This is a genomic window from Nocardioides sp. zg-DK7169 (genome assembly GCF_013155365.1).
Classification (GTDB): Bacteria; Actinomycetota; Actinomycetes; order Propionibacteriales; family Nocardioidaceae; genus Nocardioides.
This window is the reverse complement of record NZ_JABJRA010000015.1, coordinates 32,514-56,277: the sequence shown is the minus strand read 5'-3', so window position 1 is coordinate 56,277 and position 23,764 is coordinate 32,514. Positions and strand designations below refer to the sequence as shown.

Annotated in this window: 21 protein-coding genes and 1 riboswitch; of the genes, 15 read left to right on the top strand and 6 right to left on the bottom strand. The window is 72.6% G+C overall.

Annotation, left to right across the window (positions count from 1 at the left end; translation table 11 throughout):
* Positions 1–5 precede the first annotated feature (5 nt).
* Positions 6–1,433 (bottom strand): trehalose-6-phosphate synthase, encoded by a 1,428-nt coding sequence (locus HOQ23_RS19140; protein ID WP_172216962.1) that lies wholly within the window; start codon positions 1,431–1,433, stop codon positions 6–8.
* 116 nt (positions 1,434–1,549) lie between these two features.
* On the opposite strand from HOQ23_RS19140, the gene HOQ23_RS19135 reads away from it, so the two are divergent.
* Entirely contained in the window at positions 1,550–2,839 is a 1,290-nt protein-coding gene (locus HOQ23_RS19135; RefSeq protein WP_216654444.1) for a sensor histidine kinase, read from the top strand.
* Positions 2,836–3,489, top strand: a complete 654-nt coding sequence (locus HOQ23_RS19130; RefSeq protein ID WP_172216960.1) for a response regulator transcription factor — start codon at positions 2,836–2,838, stop codon at positions 3,487–3,489. The genes HOQ23_RS19135 and HOQ23_RS19130 overlap by 4 nt, the downstream gene beginning before the upstream one ends.
* On the opposite strand, the gene HOQ23_RS19125 is transcribed toward HOQ23_RS19130, so the two are convergent.
* A complete protein-coding gene (locus HOQ23_RS19125) occupies positions 3,474–4,481 on the bottom strand; it encodes a Gfo/Idh/MocA family protein (RefSeq protein WP_172216958.1) in 1,008 nt (335 codons plus the stop codon). The genes HOQ23_RS19130 and HOQ23_RS19125 overlap by 16 nt on opposite strands.
* Positions 4,482–4,631: 150 nt before the next feature.
* Here HOQ23_RS19125 and HOQ23_RS19120 point away from each other — a divergent pair, with 150 nt between their 5' ends.
* Genes HOQ23_RS19120 through otsB form a run of 3 tightly spaced genes read left to right on the top strand, consistent with a single transcriptional unit; the run spans position 4,632 to position 6,357 of the window.
* Positions 4,632–4,928 carry a DUF3263 domain-containing protein gene (locus HOQ23_RS19120; protein WP_153322036.1) on the top strand — a complete coding sequence of 99 codons (297 nt, stop codon included), beginning with the start codon at positions 4,632–4,634 and terminating at the stop codon, positions 4,926–4,928.
* 8 nt (positions 4,929–4,936) lie between these two features.
* Positions 4,937–5,440, top strand: coding sequence for a LytR C-terminal domain-containing protein (locus HOQ23_RS19115; RefSeq protein ID WP_172216956.1), 504 nt, complete (start codon positions 4,937–4,939; stop codon positions 5,438–5,440).
* Positions 5,441–5,499: 59 nt separating this feature from the next.
* Positions 5,500–6,357, top strand: a complete 858-nt coding sequence (gene otsB / locus HOQ23_RS19110; protein ID WP_172216954.1) for a trehalose-phosphatase — start codon at positions 5,500–5,502, stop codon at positions 6,355–6,357.
* 195 nt (positions 6,358–6,552) lie between these two features.
* Here the strand turns inward: otsB and HOQ23_RS19105 are convergent, their stop codons facing one another.
* Complete coding sequence (locus HOQ23_RS19105) at positions 6,553–7,857, bottom strand: HNH endonuclease signature motif containing protein (protein WP_172216945.1); 1,305 nt, start codon at positions 7,855–7,857, stop codon at positions 6,553–6,555.
* Between the two features lie 674 nt (positions 7,858–8,531).
* A riboswitch (SAM riboswitch) is annotated at positions 8,532–8,672 on the top strand.
* An 11-nt stretch (positions 8,673–8,683) separates the two neighbouring features.
* On the opposite strand from HOQ23_RS19105, the gene thrC reads away from it, so the two are divergent.
* Genes thrC through HOQ23_RS19090 form a run of 3 tightly spaced genes read left to right on the top strand, consistent with a single transcriptional unit; the run spans position 8,684 to position 10,808 of the window.
* The gene (thrC, locus tag HOQ23_RS19100; protein ID WP_172216943.1) at positions 8,684–9,970 is read left to right on the top strand and encodes a threonine synthase; all 1,287 of its coding nucleotides are present in this window, start codon (positions 8,684–8,686) and stop codon (positions 9,968–9,970) included.
* A 50-nt stretch (positions 9,971–10,020) separates the two neighbouring features.
* The gene (locus tag HOQ23_RS19095) at positions 10,021–10,299 is read left to right on the top strand and encodes a MoaD/ThiS family protein (RefSeq protein ID WP_172216941.1); all 279 of its coding nucleotides are present in this window, start codon (positions 10,021–10,023) and stop codon (positions 10,297–10,299) included.
* Between the two features lie 47 nt (positions 10,300–10,346).
* Entirely contained in the window at positions 10,347–10,808 is a 462-nt protein-coding gene (locus HOQ23_RS19090) for an OsmC family protein (protein ID WP_367650585.1), read from the top strand.
* A gap of 1 nt (position 10,809) precedes the next feature.
* Here the strand turns inward: HOQ23_RS19090 and HOQ23_RS19085 are convergent, their stop codons facing one another.
* From HOQ23_RS19085 to HOQ23_RS19075, 3 genes are read right to left on the bottom strand one after another with little or no spacing between them, the layout of a single operon-like run.
* Positions 10,810–11,964, bottom strand: coding sequence for an RNA polymerase sigma factor (locus HOQ23_RS19085; RefSeq protein WP_253945714.1), 1,155 nt, complete (start codon positions 11,962–11,964; stop codon positions 10,810–10,812).
* Between the two features lie 47 nt (positions 11,965–12,011).
* The gene (locus HOQ23_RS19080; RefSeq protein ID WP_172216861.1) at positions 12,012–12,230 is read right to left on the bottom strand and encodes a hypothetical protein; all 219 of its coding nucleotides are present in this window, start codon (positions 12,228–12,230) and stop codon (positions 12,012–12,014) included.
* Positions 12,227–12,595, bottom strand: coding sequence for a YciI family protein (locus tag HOQ23_RS19075; protein WP_172216937.1), 369 nt, complete (start codon positions 12,593–12,595; stop codon positions 12,227–12,229). The genes HOQ23_RS19080 and HOQ23_RS19075 overlap by 4 nt, the downstream gene beginning before the upstream one ends.
* 109 nt (positions 12,596–12,704) lie before the next feature.
* Between HOQ23_RS19075 and HOQ23_RS19070 the strand changes: the two genes are divergently transcribed.
* From HOQ23_RS19070 to narI, 7 genes are all read left to right on the top strand, one after another.
* Positions 12,705–13,559, top strand: a complete 855-nt coding sequence (locus tag HOQ23_RS19070; protein WP_172216935.1) for a RimK family alpha-L-glutamate ligase — start codon at positions 12,705–12,707, stop codon at positions 13,557–13,559.
* Between the two features lie 203 nt (positions 13,560–13,762).
* Positions 13,763–15,388, top strand: a complete 1,626-nt coding sequence (gene groL / locus HOQ23_RS19065; protein ID WP_172216933.1) for a chaperonin GroEL — start codon at positions 13,763–13,765, stop codon at positions 15,386–15,388.
* 245 nt (positions 15,389–15,633) lie between these two features.
* A complete protein-coding gene (locus HOQ23_RS19060) occupies positions 15,634–16,821 on the top strand; it encodes an MFS transporter (RefSeq protein ID WP_172216931.1) in 1,188 nt (395 codons plus the stop codon).
* On the top strand, positions 16,818–20,561 hold the full coding sequence (locus HOQ23_RS19055; protein ID WP_172216929.1) for a nitrate reductase subunit alpha: 3,744 nt from the start codon (positions 16,818–16,820) through the stop codon (positions 20,559–20,561). Before HOQ23_RS19060 ends, HOQ23_RS19055 begins: the two co-directional genes overlap by 4 nt.
* A complete protein-coding gene (gene narH / locus HOQ23_RS19050) occupies positions 20,561–22,312 on the top strand; it encodes a nitrate reductase subunit beta (RefSeq protein ID WP_172216927.1) in 1,752 nt (583 codons plus the stop codon). Before HOQ23_RS19055 ends, narH begins: the two co-directional genes overlap by 1 nt.
* Complete coding sequence (narJ, locus tag HOQ23_RS19045) at positions 22,309–23,025, top strand: nitrate reductase molybdenum cofactor assembly chaperone (protein ID WP_367650584.1); 717 nt, start codon at positions 22,309–22,311, stop codon at positions 23,023–23,025. Before narH ends, narJ begins: the two co-directional genes overlap by 4 nt.
* The gene (narI, locus tag HOQ23_RS19040) at positions 23,025–23,744 is read left to right on the top strand and encodes a respiratory nitrate reductase subunit gamma (RefSeq protein ID WP_172216925.1); all 720 of its coding nucleotides are present in this window, start codon (positions 23,025–23,027) and stop codon (positions 23,742–23,744) included. Before narJ ends, narI begins: the two co-directional genes overlap by 1 nt.
* Positions 23,745–23,764: the final 20 nt, after the last annotated feature.

The window sequence follows — 23,764 nt, the reverse complement described above, 5'->3', positions numbered from 1 at the left end:
GTGTGTCAGGAATGCGCGGGCGGGCGCACCGTCTTCCCGTGATCGATGCGGACGTCGGCCAGCTCGGTCATGAAGCTCTCCGCCCAGCGGGCGACGTCGTGCTGGGTGACGGTGCGACGCATCGCCTTCATCCGGCGCGTCGACTCCTTGGCGTCGGCGCGGTAGGCGTCGAGCAGGGCGGCCTTCATGCCGTTGATGTCGTAGGGGTTCACCAGCCACGCCTGGCGCAGCTCGTCGGCCGCCCCGGCGAACTCGGAGAGCACCAGCGCACCGGTCGCGTCGGTGCGGCACGCGACGTACTCCTTGGCGACGAGGTTCATGCCGTCGCGGTAGGGCGTGACGACCATGATGTCGGCGGCGCGGTAGAGCGCGGCCATCTCCTCGCGCGGGTAGGAGGAGTGCAGGTAGCTGATCGCGGGGCGCCCGATGCGGCCCAGGTCGCCGTTGATGCGCCCGACGAGGCGGTCGATGTCGTCGCGCAGGATCCGGTACTGCTCGACCTGCTCGCGCGAGGGCACCGCGACCTGCACGAACACCGCGTCCTCGACGTCGACGTGACCCTCCTGGATCAGCTCGGCGTAGGCGCGCAGGCGGGCGTAGATGCCCTTGGTGTAGTCGAGGCGGTCGATGCCGAGGAAGACCTTGCGGGGGTTGCCGAGGGCCTCGCGGATCGCGCTCGCACGCTCGATGACCGACGGCGAGGTGGCCAGCTTCTCGAAGCCCTGGGAGTCGATCGAGATCGGGAAGGCGTGCGCTCGCACGGTGCGGCCGTCGGGGAGGTAGACCAGGTCGCGGTGGGTCTTGTGCCCGACGCGCTGGCGCACCAGGCGCACGAAGTTCTGCGCCGCGCCGGTGCCCTGGAAGCCGACCAGGTCGGCACCCAGCAGGCCCTCGAGGATCTGGCGGCGCCACGGCAGCTGCTGGAACAGCTCCACCGGCGGGAACGGGATGTGCAGGTAGAACCCGATGCGCAGGTCCGGGCGCAGCTCGCGCAGCATCTGCGGGACCAGCTGGAGCTGGTAGTCGTGGACCCAGACCGTCGCGCCCTCGGCGGCCAGCGCCGCGGCCTTCTCCGCGAAGCGGCGGTTGACCGCGACGTAGGAGTCCCACCACTCGCGGTGGAACTGCGGCTTGGCGACGAGGTCGTGGTAGAGCGGCCACAGGGTGGCGTTGCTCATCCCCTCGTAGAAGCGCTCGACCTCCTGGGCGCTCATCGACATCGGCACCAGGTTCATGCCGTCGTGCTCGAACGGCTCGAGGTCCTCGTCGGTGCCACCCGGCCAGCCCAGCCAGACGCCGTCGTTGGCGCGCATCACGGGTTCGATGGCGGTCACGAGGCCGCCGGGGGACAGACGCCAACCGGGGGTGCCGTCGGGCTGCTCCACCCGATCGACAGGGAGCCGGTTGGCCACGATCACGAGGTTGTTCGGCACGCCTCACACCCTAGGGGTCCGGCCCCAACCACGGGCAGCGTGTCGGGCTGGCCCCACCCCGAGGACGGGTGCTGGCAGGATCGTGCGCAGGGCCGCGCGCGACCAGCATGGTGGCCATGGACGAGACGATGAACGTGATGAGGACCGACCCGCCCCGCGGCGTACGACGGGTGCTGCTGGAGTCGACGTACGCCGTGTCGGCGTTCGCCCTGGCCGTGCCGGCGTTCGTGCTGGTGGTGGTGGACCTGGCCCTGGGCGTCGGGCTCTCGGTCGTGGTCGGCGGTGTGCTGCTGCTGGCGCTGGCCACCCAGGTCGCCCGTGGCGTCGCCCGGCTCGAGCGGTACCGCCAGCGCGCGATGCTCGGGCGCCCGGCGCCGACCCCGGCGTACCTGTGCGCCCCCCGCGGCTCCGGGATCTGGCGCCGCGGCATGACGTCGCTGCGCGACCCGCAGTCATGGCTCGACGTGGCGTGGTGCGTGGTCGGGCTGGTCACGGGGACGCTGGCGTTCGCAGTGACGGTCCTGTGGTGGGCCGTCGCGCTCGGCGGGCTGACCTACTGGGCCTGGCAGGTGTTCCTGCCGGCCGGGGACGAGGGCGGGCTCGCCGAGCTGCTCGGCCTGGGCTCCGGGCGGGTGGCCGAGAGCCTGCTCAACCTCGCCGTCGGCGCGATCGCCGCGCTGACCCTGCCGTACGCCGTCCGGCTGGTCACCCTGCTGAACGCCGGCACCGCCTGGGTGCTGCTCTCGGGCCGCGCCGACCTCCAGGCGCAGGTGCGCCGGGTCGAGGACGGCCGCACCGCCGCCCGCGAGGCGGAGGCCGCCTCGCTGCGCCGCCTCGAGCGCGACATCCACGACGGCCCGCAGCAGCGGCTGGTGCGGCTGAGCATGGACCTGGGCCGGGCCCGCCGCCAGCTCGACCGCGACCCCGCCGGGGTGGGCGCGACCATCGACGGGGCGCTCGAGCAGGCCCGCGAGACCGTCGAGGAGCTGCGCCGGCTCTCCCGCGGCATCGCCCCGCCGCTGCTGGTCGACCGCGGCCTGCGGGTCGCCCTGGAGGACCTCGCCGCGCGCAGCGCCGTCCCGGTCGAGGCGTGGGTGCAGGTGCCCGAGCAGGCCGCGCTGGCCCCGCACGTGGAGACCACGGCGTACTTCGTGGCCAGCGAGGCGCTCACCAACGTCGCGAAGCACAGCGCCGCGTCCTGCGCGCGCCTCGAGGTCTGCGAGGACGCCGGCGACTTGGTGGTGCGCGTCCAGGACGACGGCGTCGGCGGGGCGCACCCGGCGAAGGGGCTGGGCCTGTCCGGCCTCGCCCAGCGGGTCGCCGCGGCCGAGGGTCGCCTCGACGTCGACTCGCCGGGCGGCGGGCCGACGGTCCTGACCGCGCGGATCCCCCTGGGGGCCGGATGAGGATCGTCGTCGCCGATGACTCCTTCCTCCTGCGCGAGGGGCTCCAGCTGCTGCTGGCGGAGGCGGGTCACGAGGTGGTCGCCGCGGTGGGGGACGGGCCGTCGTTCGTCGCCGCGGTGCTCGAGCAGCGTCCCGACCTCGGGATCGTCGACGTGCGGATGCCCCCGACGCACACCGACGAGGGGCTGCGCGCCGCCGTCGAGGTGCGCCGGGCCTGGCCCGCGGCCCGGGTCCTGGTGCTGTCGCAGTACGTCGAGGCCTCCTACGCCGACGACCTGCTCGCGGCCGGCGAGGGCGGGGTGGGCTACCTGCTCAAGGACCGGGTCGCCGACCTGGACACCTTCCTCGCCGACCTGGAGACCGTCGCCGGCGGCGGGACCGCGCTGGACCCGCAGGTGGTGCGCCAGCTGATGGGGCGCCGCCGTGACCCGGTCGCCTCGCTGACGCCGCGCGAGCGCGAGGTGCTGGTGCTGATGGCCGAGGGCCGGTCCAACGCCGCGATCGCCGAGACCATGGTGGTCACCGGGGGCGCGGTGGAGAAGCACACCCAGCGGATCTTCGCCAAGCTCGGGCTGCGCCCCGACGACGACGCCGCGCACCGCCGGGTGCTGGCCGTGGTGCGCTACCTGCGGGCTCAGGCGCCGGGGTAGGACACCCCGATCTGCGCGCGCAGGTCGTCGAGCTGGCCCAGCAGGGTGAGCGTCTGGTGGTGGGGGACCAGCGGGCTCTCGCGCAGCCCCTCGCGGATGCAGCGAGCGGCCTCGGCCGCCTCGTTGCCGTAGCCGCGCCCGATCACCGGCTCCGCGCCGCTCAGCACGACCGGCTCGCCGGGGCCGTCCTCGTCGTACGGCACGAAGCGGGCGGTGGCGGGGTGGTGGAAGTCCTCCACGACCAGGCGCCCGAGGTCGGTGGCGAGGGAGGCGGTGCGCGAGGACCACGAGGTCATCGAGGCGCCCATCGTGGCCAGCGCGCCGCCGGGGTAGCGCCCGGTGATCGCGACGTCGAGGTCGATGCCCGCGGGGGAGAGGGTGGCCACACCGCGCAGCTCGGTGGCCTCGCCGAGCAGCAGGTGGGCGAAGGTCAGCGGGTAGACGCCCATGTCGAGCAGCGCGCCGCCGCCCAGGTCGGGGTTGAGCATCCGGTCCTGCGGCGGCACGTCGACGCGGAAGCCGAGCTCGGCGTGCAGCTGGTGCGGGGTGCCGAAGCGCCCGGCGTGGACCTCGGCGACCAGCCGGCGCACGACCGGGTGGGTCGCGGTCCACATCGCCTCCATCAGGAACCGGTCGTGCTCGTGGGCCAGGCGCACCATCTCCTCGCCCTCGGCGCGCGAGAGCGTCAGCGGCTTCTCGCACACGACGTGCTTGCCGGCCTCGAAGGCCAGCCGGGCGTGCTCCAGGTGCAGGGCGTGGGGGCTGGCGACGTACACGACCTCGACGTCGGGGTCCGCGACCAGGTCGGCGTAGCTGCCGTGGGCGTGCGGTACGTCGTACTCGGCCGCGAAGCGGCGCGCGGACTCCTCGCGGCGCGACCCGACCGCCACGAGCTCGGTCCCGGGGACCAGGCGCAGGTCACGGGCGAAGGAGTGGGCGATCTTCCCGGTGGCCAGGATGCCCCAGCGCACGGGTCGGGAGCTGGCTGTCATCCCGCGACCCTAGCGACGCCCGCCACACCCGTCGGAGGCGTTGAATGACATCGATGTCGTTCGACGTCTACAGTGGGCGGCGGACCCGCGCAGGCATGCCTGCCCCGCGCACCTCAGCCACACCGCAGCCGCACCTCAGGGAGACATCGCATGGATGCCGCGAACGCACTCCACGACACCGCGGACGACACCCCGTCCGGTCTGAGCGACCGCGACACCCGGATCCTCGCCTTCGAGCGCCAGTGGTGGAAGTACGCCGGCGCCAAGGAGACGGCCGTCCGCGAGGAGTTCGACATGAGCTCCACGCGCTACTACCAGGTGCTCAACGCCCTGATCGACCGTCCCGAGGCGCTCGAGGCCGACCCGCTGCTGGTGCGCCGGCTGCGTCGCCTGCGTGCCGCCCGTCAGCGCCAGCGCTCCGCGCGCCGGCTCGGCTTCGAGGTCTGAGACCGGCCATGGCACGTCTCCAGCGCAGCGGCGTCTTCCCCTCCCCGGTGGTGCTCCTCAGCATCGTCGCCGTCGTCATGGCCGCGGTGGCCTTCGTGGCGACCCGTGCCGACGAGCCGGCGGAGCGCGACATCACGCCGGTCGCCCAGCCCGAGAGCACCGGGACACCGACCGCCGAGCCCTCCGCCTCGGAGCCGGCCCGCGAGCCGCGCAAGAAGAAGCGCAAGCCCGCCGTCGACCGCGCCAAGGTCTACGTCGAGGTCTACAACAACTCCGGCATCTCCGGGCTCGCCGGCGACGTCTCCTCGCGCGCCAGCGGCGCCGGCTGGCAGGTCGTCGGTGCCGACAACTGGTACGGCACGATCCCGGCCACCACCGTCTACCACCCGGCTCGCCTCGAGCGTGCCGCTGCGGTGCTCGCGAAGGACCTGGGCATCGAGCGGGTGCAGACCGCCGTCGCGCCGATGAAGTTCGACCGGCTCACGATCATCCTGACCGGCCCGCTGGGCTGACCGCCCGCTGGGTGACCTCCGCCGTACCTGCTCGCAGGGCGGCGTGGGAGGCTTGAGGGATGGAGTTCACCTCGCCCGCGGGGGAGCAGAAGTACGCCGAGTTCGTGCGCGCCGCGCCTCGCGCGGTCGTCGCCTGTGACTTCGACGGCACGCTGTCCCCCATCGTCGATGACCCCGAACAGGCCCACATCCACCCGGACGCCGGGCCCGCGCTGGTCGACCTCGCCGGCGAGGTCGCCGCGATCGCCGTCGTGACCGGGCGCCCGGCCCGCCAGGCGCTCGACCTCGGTGGCCTCGAGGAGGTCGGCAACGCGATCGGCGAGACCGGTCGCGAGCTCTTCCTCTTCGGCCAGTACGGCAACGAGCGCTGGAGCTCCACGCGCCGACGCATCGTCTCCCCGCGCCCGCCCCAGGGACTGGCGACGTTCCTGCGCGACCTGCCCCGCGTGCTGCGCGAGACCGGCACCCAGGACGCCTGGGTCGAGGACAAGGGCCTCGCCCACGCCGTCCACACCCGTCGCCTCCCCGACTCGGAGGAGGCGTTCGCCCGGCTGCTCCCGGTGCTGCGCGACCTCGCCGCCCGCAACGGGCTGAGCATCGAGCCCGGCCGCCAGGTCATCGAGGTCCGGGCCCCGGGCATGGACAAGGGCAAGGCGGTCGAGGCGCTGGTCCGCGAGGTCGACGCCGGCGGCTTCCTGTTCGCCGGCGACGACCTCGGCGACCTGGAGGCCTTCGACGCGGTCACCGCGCTGGCCGACTCCGGCATGCCCACCCTGCTGGTCTGCTCCGCCTCCGAGGAGGAGAGCGCCCTGATGGGTCGCTCCGACGTCGTCGTCCACGGCCCCGAGGGCGTCGTCGCCCTGCTGCGCCGGCTCGCCGCCGACATCCGCGCCGCCCACGCCCCCGTCGACGCCTGAGCGAACCGCTGGTCGACACCGACCTGCGCCGGGCAGCGTCAGCCGGCGCCGGCCTCGATGACGTGCCAGCGGTTGGCGTCGTCGCGGTCGAGGCGGAACCCCTAGGCCTGCCCGTCAATGATGGAGCCGTCGTTGTTCTCGAAGTCTGCGGTGAACCGCAGGTAGGGGTGCGCGCCGTCGACCTGACGCTCGGGTTCACTCGTCCGGTGGGTGTGCGGTGAGGAGACGGGTGGTGCCGTGGTCCTTCTCGAGGTGGAGGCCGTGGGGCGATCGCCAGAGGTAGGTCGCCGGCGCGGTCGTCTCGTAGGTCCACCCGGCGTGGGTCTTGGCCCGATGATGTCGTCGGCAGAGCGGGGCCAGGTTGCAGCTGCATGTCGGGCCTCCGTCGCCGTGGGCGACGACGTGGTCGGTGTCGCAGCGTCGGGCTGGTCTCTCGCACCACGGGAAGGCGCAGCTCGGTTGGATGAGACGGGTCTGCTCGACCAGGCGGTCCGGCACGGCGTAGGCGGCGGTGTGGTGGTGGGCGTCGAGGTCGATGACCGGCTTGATGACGACCTGGGCGTCGCCGCTGCACCACTCGCGGACCTGGTCGGTCGAGACGATCGAGCGGGTCTCCTCGACCCGGGCGATGCCCGCCTCGTCGCGGCCGATCGCGGCGTGGGACAGATGGACGTGGATGACGACCTGCCGCGGCTTCACCACCGCCGCGGTCCCGCCGGCCTCGGCCATCAGGTCCAAGGTGAGCTGGCGCCGGGCGAGCTCGCCGGCGGCCATCGAGCGGCGTACGTCCAGGGACTCCTCCGAGCCGAGGGCGGCGAGCTCCTGGGCGCCCTGGCGGATCGCGGCGTCGAGATCGAGCGCGTCCGCGAGGTCGAGGGTGCCCTCGACCTGGACGGTGCCGTCGAAGTCGGCCGACTCGGTGTGCACGTCGAAGCGGCGCCCGTCGGCTGCCTGACGGCGCTGCTTCTCGGCACCTTCAGGGTCGAAGGTGACCCGGGCGTGCTCGACCAGCCGGCCGATGGCTGCGAACCCGATCTTCGCCACGACGGGGGCGAGCTGGCGGTCGACGTACTCCGCGCCCGCGAGCGGAAGGGTCGTGGTCAGCTGGGCGACCCGGCGGGCCTTCCAGGCGGGGACCTCGCCGGCCCGAACGAGGGCCCAGGTTCGCTTCAGCCGGTGGGCCAGCTCGAGGGCGTCGCCGATGAGCGACTTCGCGGAGTCGGTCGAGAGGCCGAGTGCGGCACCGAGCTCCATCGGCGCGAACTCTGCCACCAGCGGGGTCCCCTCACCGGCGAGCGGGACGGCGATCTCGGCGAAGATCAGTCCGGCGACCCCGTTGGTCGAGCTCGTCGAGACCAACTCCTCCGGGTGCATCGCCGCCCACGCCAGAGCCCCCTGGAGGACCTTGACCTCCGCAGCCTGGGCGGCGGCCCGCTGCGCCTCCACGAACGCCAGCACGGCGGCTGGGGTGTCGCAGTCGGGGAGTTCGGGGGAGGCCATGCCTCATTTTACTCGAACGCATGTTCGACGGCAAGGGTGTTTCCCCGGCGTCTGGATGTCATCTCGCAGGGCATCGGTGACGGTGCTGTGTCAGACATCGGTGACGCAACCGGGGTGCTTGGTAGTGACACTTCTGGCTGGCTGGGGCAGTGCCCGCTACCAACGAGCCTGTTGATCCTCGTGTCCGCCTCGCGACTGCTCGGTGGCCCGACAACGCTCCCGCGGGGCGGTGTCGACCTTCGCGCCCAGCACGAGATCGGCCGCAAGACGTTCTGTTCCGCTACCTCGACAAGCGGCCACTTGCCGCGACGTTGGGGCTTGGGAGACGACGCAGCCATCGAAGCACCTCGCCCGAAGCCGGACCGGTCGATCCGTCGATCGACGGCGAGATCCTGGCCGAACACACCCCCCACCTCGCGGCGTCCGTTACGTCGGCAACGGCCGACCCTCCGGACCCGATCCAAGAACCCCGAAGTGTCACCGATGTCCTGAGGCATCACACCCAGGCGTCTCGACGAGCGCGACCAACGCAGTGCTGGGTCTCGCCAGGGCCGACCGATGGCGGGGACCGACGTCGGCCCAGCACTTCGGCGGGAGCGACCCGCCGACACCCCGCCGGGTCCACATCCCGGGACCGGTGCGCGGAGCCGGAGGGCGACCCGTAAGGTGGGGCCTGCTCATCAAGAGGGACTGAGGGATACGGCCCGAAGAAGTCCCGGCAACCGCCACGAGCCTCCGCCTCCCGCCAGGGATCGGATCGTGGAAACGGTGCCAATTCCGTCCGGCGCGATGGTCGCAGCCGGAGAAGATGAGAAGGAGGTCCTTCATGAGCGCCGTTGTCACCGAGTCCACCCAGGTCGCCACCGCTGGTCGAGAGCTGCGCGACGGCGCGTTCGGTCACGCCACCGGGCTGAGCTGTCGCGAGTGTGGCCACCAGGTCGAGCTGGGGCCGCACTACGCCTGTCCGGAGTGTTTCGGCCCGCTGGAGATCGCCTATGAGTTCCCGGCCGTCACCCGTGAGGAGATCGAGGCCGGCCCGGCCAACATCTGGCGCTACAAGGCGCTCCTGCCGGTCCCGAGCGACATCGAGACCAGCCCCAACATGGAGCCCGGCTTCACCCGGCTGCTGAAGGCCAACAACCTCGGCCGCACCCTCGGCATCGACAACCTGTGGGTGAAGGACGACAGCACCAACCCCACCAACTCCTTCAAGGACCGCGTGGTGGCCTGCGCCCTGAGCGCGGCCCGCGAGTTCGGCAGCTCGGTCTTCGCCTGCCCCTCGACCGGCAACCTCGCCAACGCGGTGGCTGCGGCCGGCGCCCGCGCCGGGATCAAGACGGTCGTCTTCATCCCGAGCAACCTGGAGAAGCCCAAGCAGATCAACTCTGCGATCTACACCGACTCGCTGGTCGCCGTGAACGGCAACTACGACGACGTCAACAAGCTCGCCAGCGAGATCGCGGGCGAGGAGGACGGCTGGGCGTTCGTCAACGTCAACGTTCGCCCGTACTACGCCGAGGGCTCCAAGACCCTCGGCTACGAGATCGCCGAGCAGCTGGGCTGGCGCCTGCCCGACCAGATCGTCATCCCGGTCGCCTCCGGCTCGCAGCTCACCAAGGTGCACAAGGCCTTCCAGGAGCTGATCAAGCTCGGCCTCGTCGAGGACAAGCCCTACAAGGTGTACGGCGCCCAGGCCACCGGCTGCTCGCCGGTCTCGGTCGCCTACAAGTCCGGCGTCGACGCGATCCGCCCGGTCAAGCCCGACACCATCGCCAAGAGCCTCGCGATCGGCAACCCCGCCGACGGCATCTACGTCCTCGACGTGTGCCGCCAGACCGGGGGAGCGGTCGAGGACATCACCGACGACGAGGTCCGTGAGGCGATCGTGCTGCTGGCCCGCACCGAGGGCATCTTCACCGAGACGGCCGGCGGCACCACGGTGGGCGTGCTGAAGAAGCTCGTCGAGACCGGCCAGCTCGACACCAGCCTGGAGACGGTGGTCATCAACACCGGCCACGGCCTGAAGACCCTCGACGCGGTGGCCGACGTGGTCGGCGCCCGCGCCACCATCGAGCCGAACTACGCGGCGTTCCGCGCCTCCGGCGTCGTCTGACCCGGCTCCGCCACCTTCCCCGCCCCGCACGTCGCACCACAGGAGCAGCCGTGAGCGTTTCCGTCCGGATCCCGACCATCCTTCGCACCTACACCGGTGGCGAGTCCGAGGTCAGCGCCACCGGCGCGACCCTGGCGGAGGTCCTCGACGACCTCGAGGCCAACTTCGCCGGCATCAAGGGCCGCATCCTCGACGACAACGGCGCGCTGCGCCGCTTCGTCAACGTCTACGTCGGCAACGAGGACGTCCGCTTCCTCGACGACCTCGGCACCGCGACGCCCGACGGCGCCCAGGTCTCGGTCATTCCCGCGGTCGCCGGCGGCTGCTGAACCACGGGCGGCGCACCCCGGGGGCCACGGCCCCTAGGGTGGGCCGCGTGGAGCACCACTACCGCCTCGACCTGACCTGGCAGGGCAACCGCGGCTCCGGCACGAGCGGCTACCGCGACTACGGCCGCGACGTCCTGGTCCGCGCCGACGGCAAGCCGGACCTGGCGGGCTCGGCCGACGTCCCGTTCCGCGGCGACGGCTCGCGCTGGAACCCCGAGGAGCTGCTGCTCGCGGCGCTCGGCCAGTGCCACCTGCTGTCCTACCTGCACTCCGCGGTCCAGCACGGCATCGTGGTCACCGGCTACGCCGACGCACCCGTCGGCACCATGGAGCAGGTCGGGCAGGGCGGCCGGTTCACCTCGGTCGTGCTGCACCCGCAGGTCACGATCACCGACCCCGACCAGGTCGCGCTGGCCCGCGAGATCCACCGCGAGGCCTCGGCCAACTGCTTCATCGCCGCGTCGGTGAGCTTCCCGGTCACCCACGAGCCGGTGGTCCTCGTCGGCTGAGTCACCCGAGGCCTGCGTCGCGACGGCGCCGCAGGTGGTCGGCCTCGGCGGCGTTGTCGCACAGCGCGATCGCCGTGTCGTACGCCGTGCGGGCCTCGGCCGTGCGGCCCAGTCGGGCGAGCAGCTCGGCGCGGGCGGCGGGCAGCCGGTGGCCGGGCAGCGCGACGCCGTCGAGCGCCGCCAGACCGGTCGCGGGACCCTGCGCCTCGGCGAGCGCGACGGCGCGGTTGAGCCGCACCACCGGGGAGTCCCGCAGCACCAGCAGCTCGTCGTAGCGGGCCACGATCCGGTCCCAGGCGGTCGCCTCGGACGACGGCGCGATCGCGTGCTCGGCGGCGATCAGTGCCTGGAGCAGGTACGGCGCGGGCGGCGCGTGCACGAGCGGGCGGAGCAGGGCGAGGGCCTCGCCGATCTCCTCGAGGTGCCAGCGCGAGCGGTCCTGCTCGGGCAGCAGCACCAGCCTGCCGTCGGCGACCCGGGCGTCGCGGCGGGAGTGCTGGAGCAGGACGAGGGCGAGCAGCGCGTCGACCTCCGCCACCGGCTCGGGCAGCACCTCGCGCAGCACCCGCACCAGCCGGACCGCCTCCCCGGCGAGCTCCGCGCGCAGGGGGTCGGCGCCGCTGCCGGGCGCGTAGCCGGCGGTGAACGCGAGGTAGGCGACGTCGGCGACCACGCCGACCCGCTCGGCCAGCGCCTCGCCGGTCGGCACGTCGGGCCGGACGTCGGCGAGGCGCTTGCGCGCCCGGGTCAGCCGGGCGGCCATGGTCGGGGTGCTCACCAGGAACAGCCGGGCCACGTCCTCGGTCGGCACGCCGAGCACCAGCCGCAGGCTCAGCGCGGCGGCGGCCTCGCGGGACAGGCGCGGGTGGGCGCAGAGCAGCACCAGCCGCAGCCGCTCGTCCTCCAGCAGCCCGCCCGGGTCGGCCATCGTGCGGGCGGTCTCGGCGCTCCGCGAGGCCTCCGCCTCCATCGTGGGTCGGTGCCGTGCCGCGACCGCCTCGGCGCGCAGCCGGTCCAGCAGTCGCCGACGCGCCGCGGTGAGCAGCCAGGCAGCGGGGTTGTCCGGCGGCTCGGTCCAGGTCCGCGCCGCGGCCTCGAACGCCTCCGCCAGCGCGTCCTCGGCCAGGTCGAGGCGCCGGTAGTGCGCGACGAGCAGGGCGAGCAGCCGGCCCCACTCGGCGCGCAGGAGCTCCTCGAGCGGGCTCAGAGTTCCACCTCGGCGACCGGACGGTCCGCCCCGGGGCGGACCGTGCGCGCCGTGGCCGGATGCTCCAGCGCCTCCCCGGCCAGGATGCTGCCCCTGGCCTGCACCGCCCGGTCGAACGCGGCGAAGTCGGCGACGACCCGCTCGCGCAGGACGGCGTCGGCGGACTCCCAGCGGGCGAAGTGGTCCTCCTCCGCCATCAGCAGCACGAACCTCACGCCGGGTCCTCCTCGTAGGCGACCGTCTCGCGCACCTCGACGCCGCCGTCCGCGTCGACCAGCAGCGCACAGATCTCGAGCAGGTCGTCGAGGTCGTCGCTCTCGACGAGGTAGAACCCGCTGAGCTGCTCCACGGTCTCGGCGTACGGCCCGTCGGTCACGGTGGTCGTGCCGTCCGGGGCGCGACGGACCGTCCGGGCGGTGCGCGAGTGGGTCAGCTCCGCCCCGCCGGTGACGCGGTGGCCGCGCTCGGCGAGCAGACGGGCGAACTCCTCGTGCCGGGCGTAGGTCGCGGCCCGCTCGTCGGCGGTCGCGGCCTCCCAGGTGCTCTCGTCCCCGGGCAGCAGTACGACGTACTCGGTCATCGCGGTTCCTCTTCTCGGTGTCGTTCGGTCGCCGGTCGTGGTGGTGGGTCACCACGATGACGCGCGGCCCGGGCCCCGATCGACAGTCGCCGCGTCCTAGTCTCGCGGGGTGACCGACGTGCTGCTCGCGACCTTCGCCCTGATGCCCGACGGCGAGCCGGGCGGTGAGCTGCTGGTGGACGCGCTGGCCGAGCGCGGGGTCGGTGCGGCCTGGGCCTGCTGGGACGACCCGGACGTCGACTGGGCGGCAGCACGGCTGGTCGCCGTGCGCTCCACCTGGGACTACCACCGGCGCACCCCGGAGTTCCTGGCCTGGGCGCGCCGCACCTCGGTCTCGACGCGGCTGCTCAACGGTCCGGAGGTCTTCGCCTGGAACGCCGACAAGGCCTACCTGACCGAGCTGGCCGACCTGGTGCCCACGGTCCCGACCGGGCTGCTGGACGACGCGACGCTGGTCGCCGGGCTGGGCGACGCCCTCGAGCGCTGGGGGAGCGTGGTGCTGAAGCCGCGCACCGGCGCCGGCGGGGTGGGCGTGGTCGTCGCGGAGTCGCTGGCCGACGAGCGCCTCGAGGGCCTGACGGCGGCGCCGTGGGTGGTCCAGCCGCTGGTGGAGTCGGTGCGCACCACCGGGGAGGTCTCGGTGTTCGTGCTCGGGGGCGGTGCCGCCAGCCAGGTGGAGAAGTCGGTGGCCGGCGCGGAGATCCGCGTGCACGAGCTGTACGGCGGGCGCTCGCGCGCCACCGCGCTGGGCGAGGAGCAGGCGGTGCTCGCCGAAGAGGCCGTCCGCGCGGCGGCCGGGCTCACCGGAGCCGACCTGACCTACGCCCGGGTCGACCTGATGCGCTGGGAGGGCGGCTGGGCGGTGAGCGAGCTGGAGCTGATCGAGCCCGGCCTCTACCTCGACGTGGTGCCCGAGAACGCGGGTCGGTTCGCCGACCTGGTGGCCCGCCACCTGCCGTCCTGACGGCGACAAGTTGCTTGCACTCGCATGGGTCGAGTGCTAAACATGGAACTGGCACTCTTATGATGAGAGTGACAACACCGGATCGGTGCCAGCTGAGGTCGACGCGCCGGCGAGAAGGGTTCGCCGAGCCGCGCAGGCCGTCCGTCGCGGGCAGCCCACCGAACCGGACCCCAGAACTCCAATCGTTAAGGATCCCAGGAGTTATGCCGAAGCTTATTGCCTTCAACGAGGAGGCCCGGCGCGGCCTCGAGCGTGGCATGAACACGCTCGCCGACGCCGTCAAGGTCACCCTCGGTCCCAAGGGCCGCAACGTCGTTCTCGAGAAGAAGTGGGGCGCGCCCACCATCACGAACGATGGTGTGAGCATCGCCAAGGAGATCGAGCTCGAGGACCCGTACGAGAAGATCGGTGCCGAGCTCGTCAAGGAGGTCGCCAAGAAGACCGACGACGTCGCGGGCGACGGCACCACCACCGCGACCGTCCTCGCGCAGGCGATGGTCCGCGAGGGTCTGCGCAACGTGGCCGCGGGTGCGAACCCGATGGGCCTCAAGCGCGGCATCGAGGCGGCCGTCGAGGCCGTGTCGACCCAGCTGCTCGCGATGGCCAAGGACATCGAGACCAAGGAGGAGATCGCCTCCACCGCCTCGATCTCCGCCGCTGACACCACCGTCGGCGGCATCATCGCCGAGGCGATGGACAAGGTCGGCAAGGAAGGTGTCATCACCGTCGAGGAGTCGAACACCTTCGGGCTCGACCTCGAGCTGACCGAGGGCATGCGCTTCGACAAGGGCTACATCTCGGCCTACTTCGTCACCGACACCGAGCGCATGGAGACGGTCCTCGAGGACCCCTACATCCTCATCGCCAACTCCAAGATCTCCAGCGTCAAGGACCTCCTGCCGCTGCTCGAGAAGGTCATGCAGTCCGGCAAGCCGCTGGTGATCCTCGCCGAGGACGTCGACGGCGAGGCGCTGTCGACCCTGGTCGTGAACAAGATCAAGGGCACCTTCCGCTCGGTCGCCGTCAAGGCCCCGGGCTTCGGTGACCGCCGCAAGGCCATGCTGCAGGACATCGCGATCCTCACCGGTGGTCAGGTCATCTCCGAGGAGGTCGGCCTCAAGCTCGAGACCACCGACGTCACCCTGCTCGGCCAGGCCCGCAAGGTCGTCATCACCAAGGACGAGACCACCATCGTCGAGGGCGCCGGCGACCAGGCCCAGATCGAGGGCCGGGTCAACCAGATCCGCGCCGAGATCGAGAAGTCGGACTCCGACTACGACCGCGAGAAGCTCCAGGAGCGCCTCGCCAAGCTGGCCGGCGGCGTGGCCGTCATCAAGGTCGGCGCGGCCACCGAGGTCGAGCTCAAGGAGCGCAAGCACCGCATCGAGGACGCCGTTCGCAACGCGAAGGCTGCCGTCGAGGAGGGCATCGTCGCCGGCGGTGGCGTCGCCCTGGTGCAGGCCGCCGCGACCGCGTTCGACAAGCTCGAGCTCACCGGTGACGAGGCGACCGGCGCGAACATCGTCCGCGTCGCGACCGAGGCCCCGCTCAAGCAGATCGCCATCAACGCCGGCCTCGAGGGCGGCGTCGTGGCGGAGAAGGTCCGCAACCTGGAGGCCGGTCACGGCCTCAACGCGGCCACCGGCGAGTACGTCGACATGCTGGCTGCCGGCATCATCGACCCCGCCAAGGTGACCCGCTCGGCGCTGCAGAACGCCGCGTCGATCGCCGCGCTGTTCCTCACCACCGAGGCCGTCGTGGCCGACAAGCCGGAGAAGGCCGCGGCCATGCCCGACCCGTCCGGTGGCATGGGCGGCATGGACTTCTGAGTCCAGCCCCACCACTCGCACCAACGACGAGGCCCCCGCTGCGGCGGGGGCCTCGTTGCGTCTGCACCGGGTCACCACTGGGTCGCACCGCTCACGGCGAGGCGTGACGCAGGTCACGTTCTCTGTCATGGTGAAGGACCAGACGTGCGATCGGGCGCGCAGAACGGTGGTGTGCGGTGGCCGAGCGAACCCACACGAGGACCCCAGGGCGGGCCGGCGGTCGGTCGGCGTCCAGCCCGTGGCTGATGCTCGTCCTGGCCACGATCGGCTTCGCGGTGAACTTCTGGGCCTGGGCGCTGCTCAGCCCGCTCGGCCCGCTGTTCCGCAAGGAGGGCACCCTCGGCGACATCAGCGAGTCCGAGGTCTCGCTGATGGTCGCGGTCCCCGTGATCGTCGGCTCGCTCGGCCGGATCTGGGTCGGCGCGCTCACCGACCGCTACGGCGGCCGGGTGATGTTCCCGCTGGTCTCCGCCGCCACCGTGGTCCCCATCCTGTTCCTGGCCTTCGTCGCCCTCGACTCCTACGCCCTGGTCCTCGTCGGCGGGTTCTTCCTCGGCATCGGCGGCACGGCCTTCGCCGTCGGGGTCCCGTTCGTCAACGCCTGGTTCCCGCCCGAGCGCCGCGGGCTCGCGACCGGGGTCTTCGGAGCCGGGATGGGCGGCACCGCGATCAGCGCGCTCACCACCGTGCGCCTCTACGACGACCTCGGGGAGACCGCGCCGTTCCTGATCACCGCCGCCGTGCTCGCGGTGTACGCCGTCGTCGCCTGGCTGGTGATGCGCGACGCCCCCGGCCGGGTGGCCCCCACGGGCTCGCTCGGCTCCCGGATGGCCGTGACGGCGAGGCTGCCGATCACCTGGCAGGCGTGCATCCTCTACGCCGTCGCCTTCGGTGGGTACGTCGCGTTCTCGGTCTACCTGCCGACGTACCTGCAGAACTCCCACGGCCTGAGCATCGCCGACTCCTCGGCGCGGATGGCCGGGTTCGTGGTGGTCGCGGTGCTGATGCGCCCCGTGGGCGGCTGGCTCTCCGACAAGCTGGGGGCGATCCCGGTGCTCGCCGTCGGGTACGCCGTGGTCGCGGCGGGCGCCGCGGTCGCCGCCGGCAACCCGCCCCTGGACGGCCTCGGCACGGTCGCGTTCCTCGCGATGGCGGCCGCGCTGGGCTCCGGCAGCGGCGCGACGTTCGCGCTGATCGCGCAGGTCAGCGAGCCGTCGAAGGTCGGCGGGGTGACCGGCCTCGTCGGCGCAGCCGGCGGCCTGGGCGGCTTCGTGCCGCCGCTGATCATGGGCTACGTCTACGGCCACACCGACTCCTACGCCATCGGGCTGTGGCTGCTCGCCGTGACCGCCGCGCTGACCCTGGCGCTCACCCTGACCTCGGTGCGCCGGCTCGCCGCCGGCGACGCCACGACGCAGGAGACGACGCGATGACCGCTCCCGGGCTCGACAGCGCGCTCACCGACGCGATGGTGCGCAGCCGTCGCTACTTCACCAAGGGGACCGTCTCGTCGGACCTGCGCACGCTCACCCAACGCGGCGGGCGCGGGGCCGACGACTTCTACCGCGACCGCTGGAGCCACGACCTGGTCGTGCGCTCCACGCACGGCGTGAACTGCACCGGCTCCTGCTCGTGGAAGGTCTACGTCAAGGACGGGATCATCACCTGGGAGACCCAGCAGACCGACTACCCCTCGGTGGGCCCGGACTCCCCGGAGTACGAGCCGCGCGGGTGCCCGCGCGGGGCGGCGTTCTCCTGGTACACCTACTCGCCGACCCGGGTGCGCTACCCCTACGTCCGCGGGGTGCTGCTGGAGCTCTACCGCGAGGCCCGCCGCGAGCTCGGCGACCCGGTCGAGGCCTGGGCGAGCATCGTGGAGGACCCGGAGAAGGCGCGCGCCTACAAGTCGGCGCGCGGCAAGGGCGGCCTGGTGCGCGCGACCTGGGAGGAGGCCGTCGAGATCGTCGCCGCGGCCCACGTCCACACGATCCGCCGCCACGGCCCGGACCGGATCGCGGGGTTCTCCCCGATCCCGGCGATGTCGATGGTCTCGCACGCGGCGGGGTCGCGGTTCATGCACCTCATCGGCGCCTCGATGCTCAGCTTCTACGACTGGTACGCCGACCTGCCGGTGGCCTCGCCGCAGGTGTTCGGCGACCAGACCGACGTCCCGGAGTCGGGGGACTGGTGGGACGCGGGCTACCTGATGATGTGGGGCTCCAACGTGCCGGTCACCCGGACCCCCGACGCGCACTGGATGACCGAGGCCCGCTACCGCGGCCAGAAGGTCGTGGTCGTGGCCCCCGACTACGCCGACAACGTGAAGTTCGCCGACGAGTGGCTGGCCCCGCACCCCGGCACCGACGGGGCGCTGGCGATGGCGATGGGCCACGTGGTGCTCAAGGAGTTCTTCCTCGACGACCCCGAGCCCTACTTCCTCGACTACACCAAGCGCTACACCGACCTGCCGTTCCTGGTGCGCCTGGAGCCGGGCGAGGGCGAGGCGCTGCGGCCGGGGAAGTTCCTCACCGCCGAGGACCTCCCGGGCCACCGGCGCCAGGAGCACGCCGCGTTCAAGCCCGTGCTGCTCGACACCGCCACGGACCTGCCGGTGGTGCCCGGCGGCACGCTGGGCCATCGCTTCGGCGACGGCGGCAAGGGCCGCTGGAACCTCGACCTGGGCGCCACCGACCCCTGGCTCAGCCTCGCCCCCACCGCCGAGGGGGCCGCGCTGGTGGAGCTGCCGCGCTTCGACGACCCCGGCGGCGAGCCGGGCGTCGTGCTGCGCGGCGTACCGGTGCGCACCTTCCAGGGCCACCTGGTGACCACCGTGTTCGACCTGATGATGGCGCAGTACGGCGTGGGCCGCGAGGTGCTCGGCCGGCCGCTGCCCGGGCAGTGGCCCGCGGCGACGGAGGCCACCGGGCAGGACCGCGGGTACGGCGACGCCTCCTCGCCGGGCACCCCGGCGTGGCAGGAGGCGATCACCGGCGTGCCGGCCGCCGCGGCGGCGCGCATCGGGCGCGAGTTCGCCCGCAACGCGGCGGAGTCGCGCGGACGCTCGATGATCCTGATGGGCGCGGGGACCAACCACTGGTTCCACTCCGACACGATCTACCGCACCTTCCTGGCGCTGACCACGCTCACCGGATGCCAGGGCGTCAACGGGGGCGGCTGGGCGCACTACGTCGGGCAGGAGAAGGTGCGCCCGCTCACCGGCTACAACCAGGTCGCCAACGCGCTGGACTGGAGCCGCCCGCCGCGCAACATGATCCAGACGGCGTACTGGTACCTGCACAGCGACCAGTTCCGCTACGACCAGTTCGGCGCCGACACCCTCGCGGCCCGCACCGGGCGCGGGCGGCTGGCCGGGATGGGCGTCGCCGACGTGATCGCGCAGAGCGCCCGGATGGGCTGGTCCCCGTCGTACCCCACCTTCGACCGCAACCCGCTCGACCTGGCCGAGGAGGCCGCGTCGGCCGGACGCAGCGCGGGCGAGCACGTGGTGGAGGAGCTGCGGGCCGGGCGGCTGCGCTTCGCCGCCGAGGACCCCGACGCCCCCGAGAACTTCCCGCGGCTGCTCACCATGTGGCGCGCCAACCTGCTGGGCTCCTCGGCGAAGGGCGATGAGTACTTCCTCAAGCACCTGCTCGGCGTCGACTCCGCCGTGCGCGCCGAGGAGACGCCCGAGGGGCTGCGCCCGCGCGACGTGGTGTGGCGCGAGGAGGCGCCGCAGGGCAAGCTCGACCTGCTGCTCACCCTCGACTTCCGCCAGACCAGCTCGACGCTGTTCTCCGACGTCGTGCTCCCCGCCGCGACCTGGTACGAGAAGCACGACCTGAGCTCGACCGACATGCACCCGTTCGTGCACTCCTTCAACCCCGCCATCGCCCCGCCGTGGCAGTCGCGCACCGACTGGGACGCCTTCCGCGCGATCGCGGAGCGGTTCAGCGAGCTCGCGGCCGTCCACCTCGGCACCCGGCGCGACGTCGTGGCCGTCCCGCTCTCGCACGACACCCCCGACGAGATGGCCAACCCGCACGGCGTGGTCCGCGACTGGAAGGCCGGCGAGTGCGACCTGGTGCCCGGCGAGACGATGCCGAGGCTGGTGGAGGTCGAGCGGGACTACGCCGCGGTCGGCGCCAAGATGGTCGCGCTCGGACCGCTCGCCGAGCGCCTGGGCGGCGCCACCAAGGGCATCACCTTCGACCTGGGCGAGGAGGTCGAGCGGCTGCGGCGCACCAACGGCGCGGTGCGCGGTGGCGTGGCCGACGGTCGGCCGCGCCTGGACCGCGACGTGCACCTGTGCGAGGCGATCCTGGCGATGTCGGGCACCACCAACGGCGAGCTCGCGACCGCCGGGTTCCGCCAGCTCGAGGAGCGCACCGGGCGGCCGCTGCACGACCTGGCCGCCGAGCAGGCGGGCCGGAGGATCACCTTCGCCGACACCCAGGCCGCGCCGGCGCCGGTGATCACCTCGCCGGAGTGGTCGGGCTCGGAGGCCGGCGGGCGGCGCTACTCGCCGTTCACGATCAACGTCGAGCGGCTCAAGCCGTGGCACACGCTGACCGGGCGCCAGCACTTCTACCTCGACCACGACTGGATGAGCGAGATGGGCGAGGGGCTGCCGGTGTACCGCCCACCGCTCAACATGGCCGCCCTCTTCGCCGAGCCGGCCCTGGGTGACCTGGCCAGCCCCGGGGGTCCCCGCGTGGAGGGGCTGACGGTGCGCTACCTGACCCCGCACAACAAGTGGTCGATCCACTCCGAGTACCAGGACAACCTGTTCATGCTGTCGCTCTCGCGAGGCGGCCAGGCGATCTGGATGAGCGACCGGGACGCCGCCAAGGTCGGCGTCGCCGACAACGACTGGGTCGAGGCGGTCAACCGCAACGGCGTCGTCGTGGCCCGGGCGATCGTCTCGCACCGGATGCCCGAGGGCACGGTCTACATGCACCACGCCCAGGACCGGCTCATCGACGTGCCGCTGTCGGAGACCTCCGGGCTGCGCGGCGGGATCCACAACTCCCTGACCCGGCTGCTCATCAAGCCCAGCCACCTGATCGGTGGCTACGCGCAGCTGTCGTGGGCGTTCAACTACCTCGGGCCGACCGGCAACCAGCGCGACGAGGTCACCGTGATCCGCAGGCGCAGCCAGGAGGTGGAGTACTGATGCGAGTGATGGCGCAGATGGCGATGGTGATGAACCTCGACAAGTGCATCGGGTGCCACACCTGCTCGGTGACCTGCAAGCAGGCGTGGACCAACCGCAGCGGCACCGAGTACGTCTGGTTCAACAACGTCGAGACCCGGCCCGGGCAGGGCTACCCCCGCACCTACGAGGACCAGGAGACCTGGAAGGGCGGCTGGCACCTGAACCGGCGCGGGCGCCTCGCGCTGCGCTCCGGCGGGCGGCTGAAGAAGCTCGCGACGATCTTCTCCAACCCCAAGATGCCCTCGATCCAGGACTACTACGAGCCCTGGTCCTACGACTACAGCTCGCTCACCGACGCCCCGGCCCAGCAGCACACCCCTGTCGCGCGGCCGCGCTCGCTGCTGTCCGGCAAGGAGATGAAGGTCGAGTGGTCCTCCAACTGGGACGACAACCTCGGCGGTTCGGCGGCCACCGCCGAGCACGACCCGATGCTGCGCAAGATCGCCGACAAGGTGCGCTTCGAGTTCGAGCAGACCTTCATGTTCTACCTGCCGCGCATCTGCGAGCACTGCCTGAACCCCTCGTGCGCGGCCAGCTGTCCCAGCGGCGCGATCTACAAGCGCACCGAGGACGGCATCGTGCTCGTCGACCAGGACCGCTGCCGCGGCTGGCGGATGTGCGTCTCGGGCTGTCCCTACAAGAAGGTCTACTTCAACCACCGCACCGGCAAGGCCGAGAAGTGCACGTTCTGCTTCCCGCGGGTGGAGGTCGGGCTGCCGACGGTGTGCGCGGAGACCTGCGTGGGCCGGCTGCGCTACATCGGGCTGGTGCTCTACGACGCCGACCGGGTGCTGGAGGCGGCGTCCGCGCCCGACGAGCACGACCTCTACGAGGCACAGCGCGCGGTGCTGCTGGACCCCCACGACCCCGAGGTCGCGCGGGCCGCCGAGCGCGACGGCGTACCGCACGACTGGGTGGAGGCCGCCCGGCGCTCCCCGGTGCACGCGCTGATCCAGCGCTACCGGGTGGCGCTGCCGCTGCACCCGGAGTACCGCACTATGCCGATGGTCTGGTACATCCCGCCGCTGTCGCCGGTGGTCGACGTGGTCCGTGACACCGGGGAGGACGCCGAGGACCACGGCAACCTGTTCGCCGCGATCGACGCGCTGCGGATCCCGGTGGAGTACCTCGCCGAGCTGTTCACCGCCGGCGAGGTCGCGCCGGTCGACGCGGTGCTGCGCCGACTGGCCGCGATGCGCTCCTACATGCGCGACATCAACCTGGGCCGCGAGCCCGACGCCTCCATCCCGGCCGCGGTGGGGATGGGCGAGGAGGAGATGTACGACATGTACCGCCTGCTCGCGATCGCCAAGTACGACGAGCGCTACGTCATCCCGCCGGCGCACACCGAGCAGGCGCACTCCCTGGAGGAGATCGCGACGGAGTGCTCGCTGAGCTACGACGGCGGGCCCGGGATGGGCGGGTCGGGGCCGTTCGGGGAGGGCTCGGGGGCGCCGACCCCGATCGCGGTGGAGAACTTCCAGATGCTCCAGGACCGCCAGACCTCCGACACCGTGCACGAGCCGCAGCAGGGCTCCTCGCGGGTCAACCTGCTCAACTGGGACGGCAAGGGGACGCCGTCGGGGCTGTTCCCGCCGCGCTCGGGCGGGCCGGGCGCGGTCGGCGACACCGGACCGCCGGACACCGCCGGCGGCAGCTCGGGCCCCGGTGGCACCGGGGGCCTCACGGGCGGGGCCGACCACCGGTGAGGCCGCCGGGCCTGCGGCGTCGTACCGCGCTGTCCGCCGAGCAGCTCACCTGGGCCTGGCAGTCGGCGTCGCTGCTGCTGGGCTACCCCGACGAGCAGGACGCCGAGCGGCTGGCGCTGGTCGCCCGGGCGGCGGAGGCGCTGCCCGCCCCGGTGGGCGACCCGCTCGCGGCGACCGTGGAGCGCCTCGGCGCGCTCCCGCTGGGGCAGCGCCAGGCCGACTACGTCGAGACCTTCGACAGCCGGCGGCGGCACAACCTGTTCCTCACCTACTTCGCCCACGGCGACACCCGCAAGCGCGGCGTGGCGCTGCTGCGCTTCAAGCAGACCTATCTCGCCGCCGGGCACGTGCCGGACGAGGCCGAGCTGCCCGACCACCTGTGCGTGGTGCTGGAGTTCGCCGCCACCGGCCACCAGGAGCTCGGGCGCCGGCTGCTGCTGGACCACCGGGCCGGCCTGGAGCTGCTGCGGGTCTCGCTGCGCGACGCCGGGTCACCGTGGGCCGGGGCGGTCGAGGCGGTCTGCGCGACGCTGCCGCCGCTGGGTGAGGACGAGTGGGCCGCCATCCGGCGCCTCGCCGCGGAGGGGCCGCCGGAGGAGGAGGTCGGGCTCACGCCGTACGCCACCCCGGGCTTCGACCCCGGGCCCGCCCGGCCCACCGGCGGTGCCGGCCCGGTCCCGCTGCCGATGCCGAGCTTCCCGGGAGCACCCTGATGGACACCTTCTTGTGGATCGTGGTGCCCTACGTCTGCCTGACCGCCTTCGTGCTCGGGCACGTCTGGCGCTACCGCTACGACAAGTTCGGCTGGACCACACGCTCCTCCCAGCTCTACGAGGACCGGCTGCTGCGCTGGGGCAGCCCGCTGTTCCACTTCGGGATCCTGATCGTGTTCCTCGGTCACGTGATGGGCCTGGGCGTGCCGGAGTCGTGGACCGAGGCGGTCGGGATCTCCGACACCGCCTACCACGTCCTCGCCGTGGTGCTCGGCGCGCTGGCCGGCTTCGCCACGGTCGTCGGGATGGCGATCTTGATCTACCGCCGCCGCACCGTCGGGCCGGTCTTCTCCGCGACCACCACGATGGACAAGGTCATGTACGTCTTCCTGGCCGCCGTCATCGTGCTGGGGCTGTGGAACACCGCGGTGTCCAACGTGCTCGACGACTACGACTACCGCCAGTCGGTCTCGGTGTGGTTCCGCGGGATCTTCCGCCTCGACCCGCAGCCGGACCTGATGGACGGCGCACCGTTCGGCTTCCAGGCCCACGCGCTGGTGGCGATGGCGCTGTTCGCGCTGTGGCCCTTCACCCGCCTGGTGCACGTGTTCAGCGCGCCGCTGGGCTACCTCACCCGGCCCTACATCGTCTACCGCAGCCGCGACGAGCAGCTGGGCAGCCACCGGCCCCGCCCGGGCTGGGAGCGCACCGGGCGGTAGCCCGCCGCCGGGGCGGGTAC

Bases quoted from the DNA above. Each gene is read 5' to 3' on its own strand.
- HOQ23_RS19135 (WP_216654444.1), top strand. From the start codon at position 1,550: ATGGACGAGACGATGAACGTGATGAGGACCGACCCGCCCCGCGGCGTA.
- HOQ23_RS19130 (WP_172216960.1), top strand. From the start codon at position 2,836: ATGAGGATCGTCGTCGCCGATGACTCCTTCCTCCTGCGCGAGGGGCTC.
- HOQ23_RS19125 (WP_172216958.1), bottom strand. From the start codon at position 4,481: ATGACAGCCAGCTCCCGACCCGTGCGCTGGGGCATCCTGGCCACCGGG.
- HOQ23_RS19120 (WP_153322036.1), top strand. From the start codon at position 4,632: ATGGATGCCGCGAACGCACTCCACGACACCGCGGACGACACCCCGTCC.
- HOQ23_RS19115 (WP_172216956.1), top strand. From the start codon at position 4,937: ATGGCACGTCTCCAGCGCAGCGGCGTCTTCCCCTCCCCGGTGGTGCTC.
- otsB (WP_172216954.1), top strand. From the start codon at position 5,500: ATGGAGTTCACCTCGCCCGCGGGGGAGCAGAAGTACGCCGAGTTCGTG.
- HOQ23_RS19105 (WP_172216945.1), bottom strand. From the start codon at position 7,857: ATGGCCTCCCCCGAACTCCCCGACTGCGACACCCCAGCCGCCGTGCTG.
- thrC (WP_172216943.1), top strand. From the start codon at position 8,684: ATGAGCGCCGTTGTCACCGAGTCCACCCAGGTCGCCACCGCTGGTCGA.
- HOQ23_RS19075 (WP_172216937.1), bottom strand. From the start codon at position 12,595: ATGACCGAGTACGTCGTACTGCTGCCCGGGGACGAGAGCACCTGGGAG.
- groL (WP_172216933.1), top strand. From the start codon at position 13,763: ATGCCGAAGCTTATTGCCTTCAACGAGGAGGCCCGGCGCGGCCTCGAG.
- HOQ23_RS19060 (WP_172216931.1), top strand. From the start codon at position 15,634: ATGCTCGTCCTGGCCACGATCGGCTTCGCGGTGAACTTCTGGGCCTGG.
- HOQ23_RS19055 (WP_172216929.1), top strand. From the start codon at position 16,818: ATGACCGCTCCCGGGCTCGACAGCGCGCTCACCGACGCGATGGTGCGC.
- narH (WP_172216927.1), top strand. From the start codon at position 20,561: ATGCGAGTGATGGCGCAGATGGCGATGGTGATGAACCTCGACAAGTGC.
- narI (WP_172216925.1), top strand. From the start codon at position 23,025: ATGGACACCTTCTTGTGGATCGTGGTGCCCTACGTCTGCCTGACCGCC.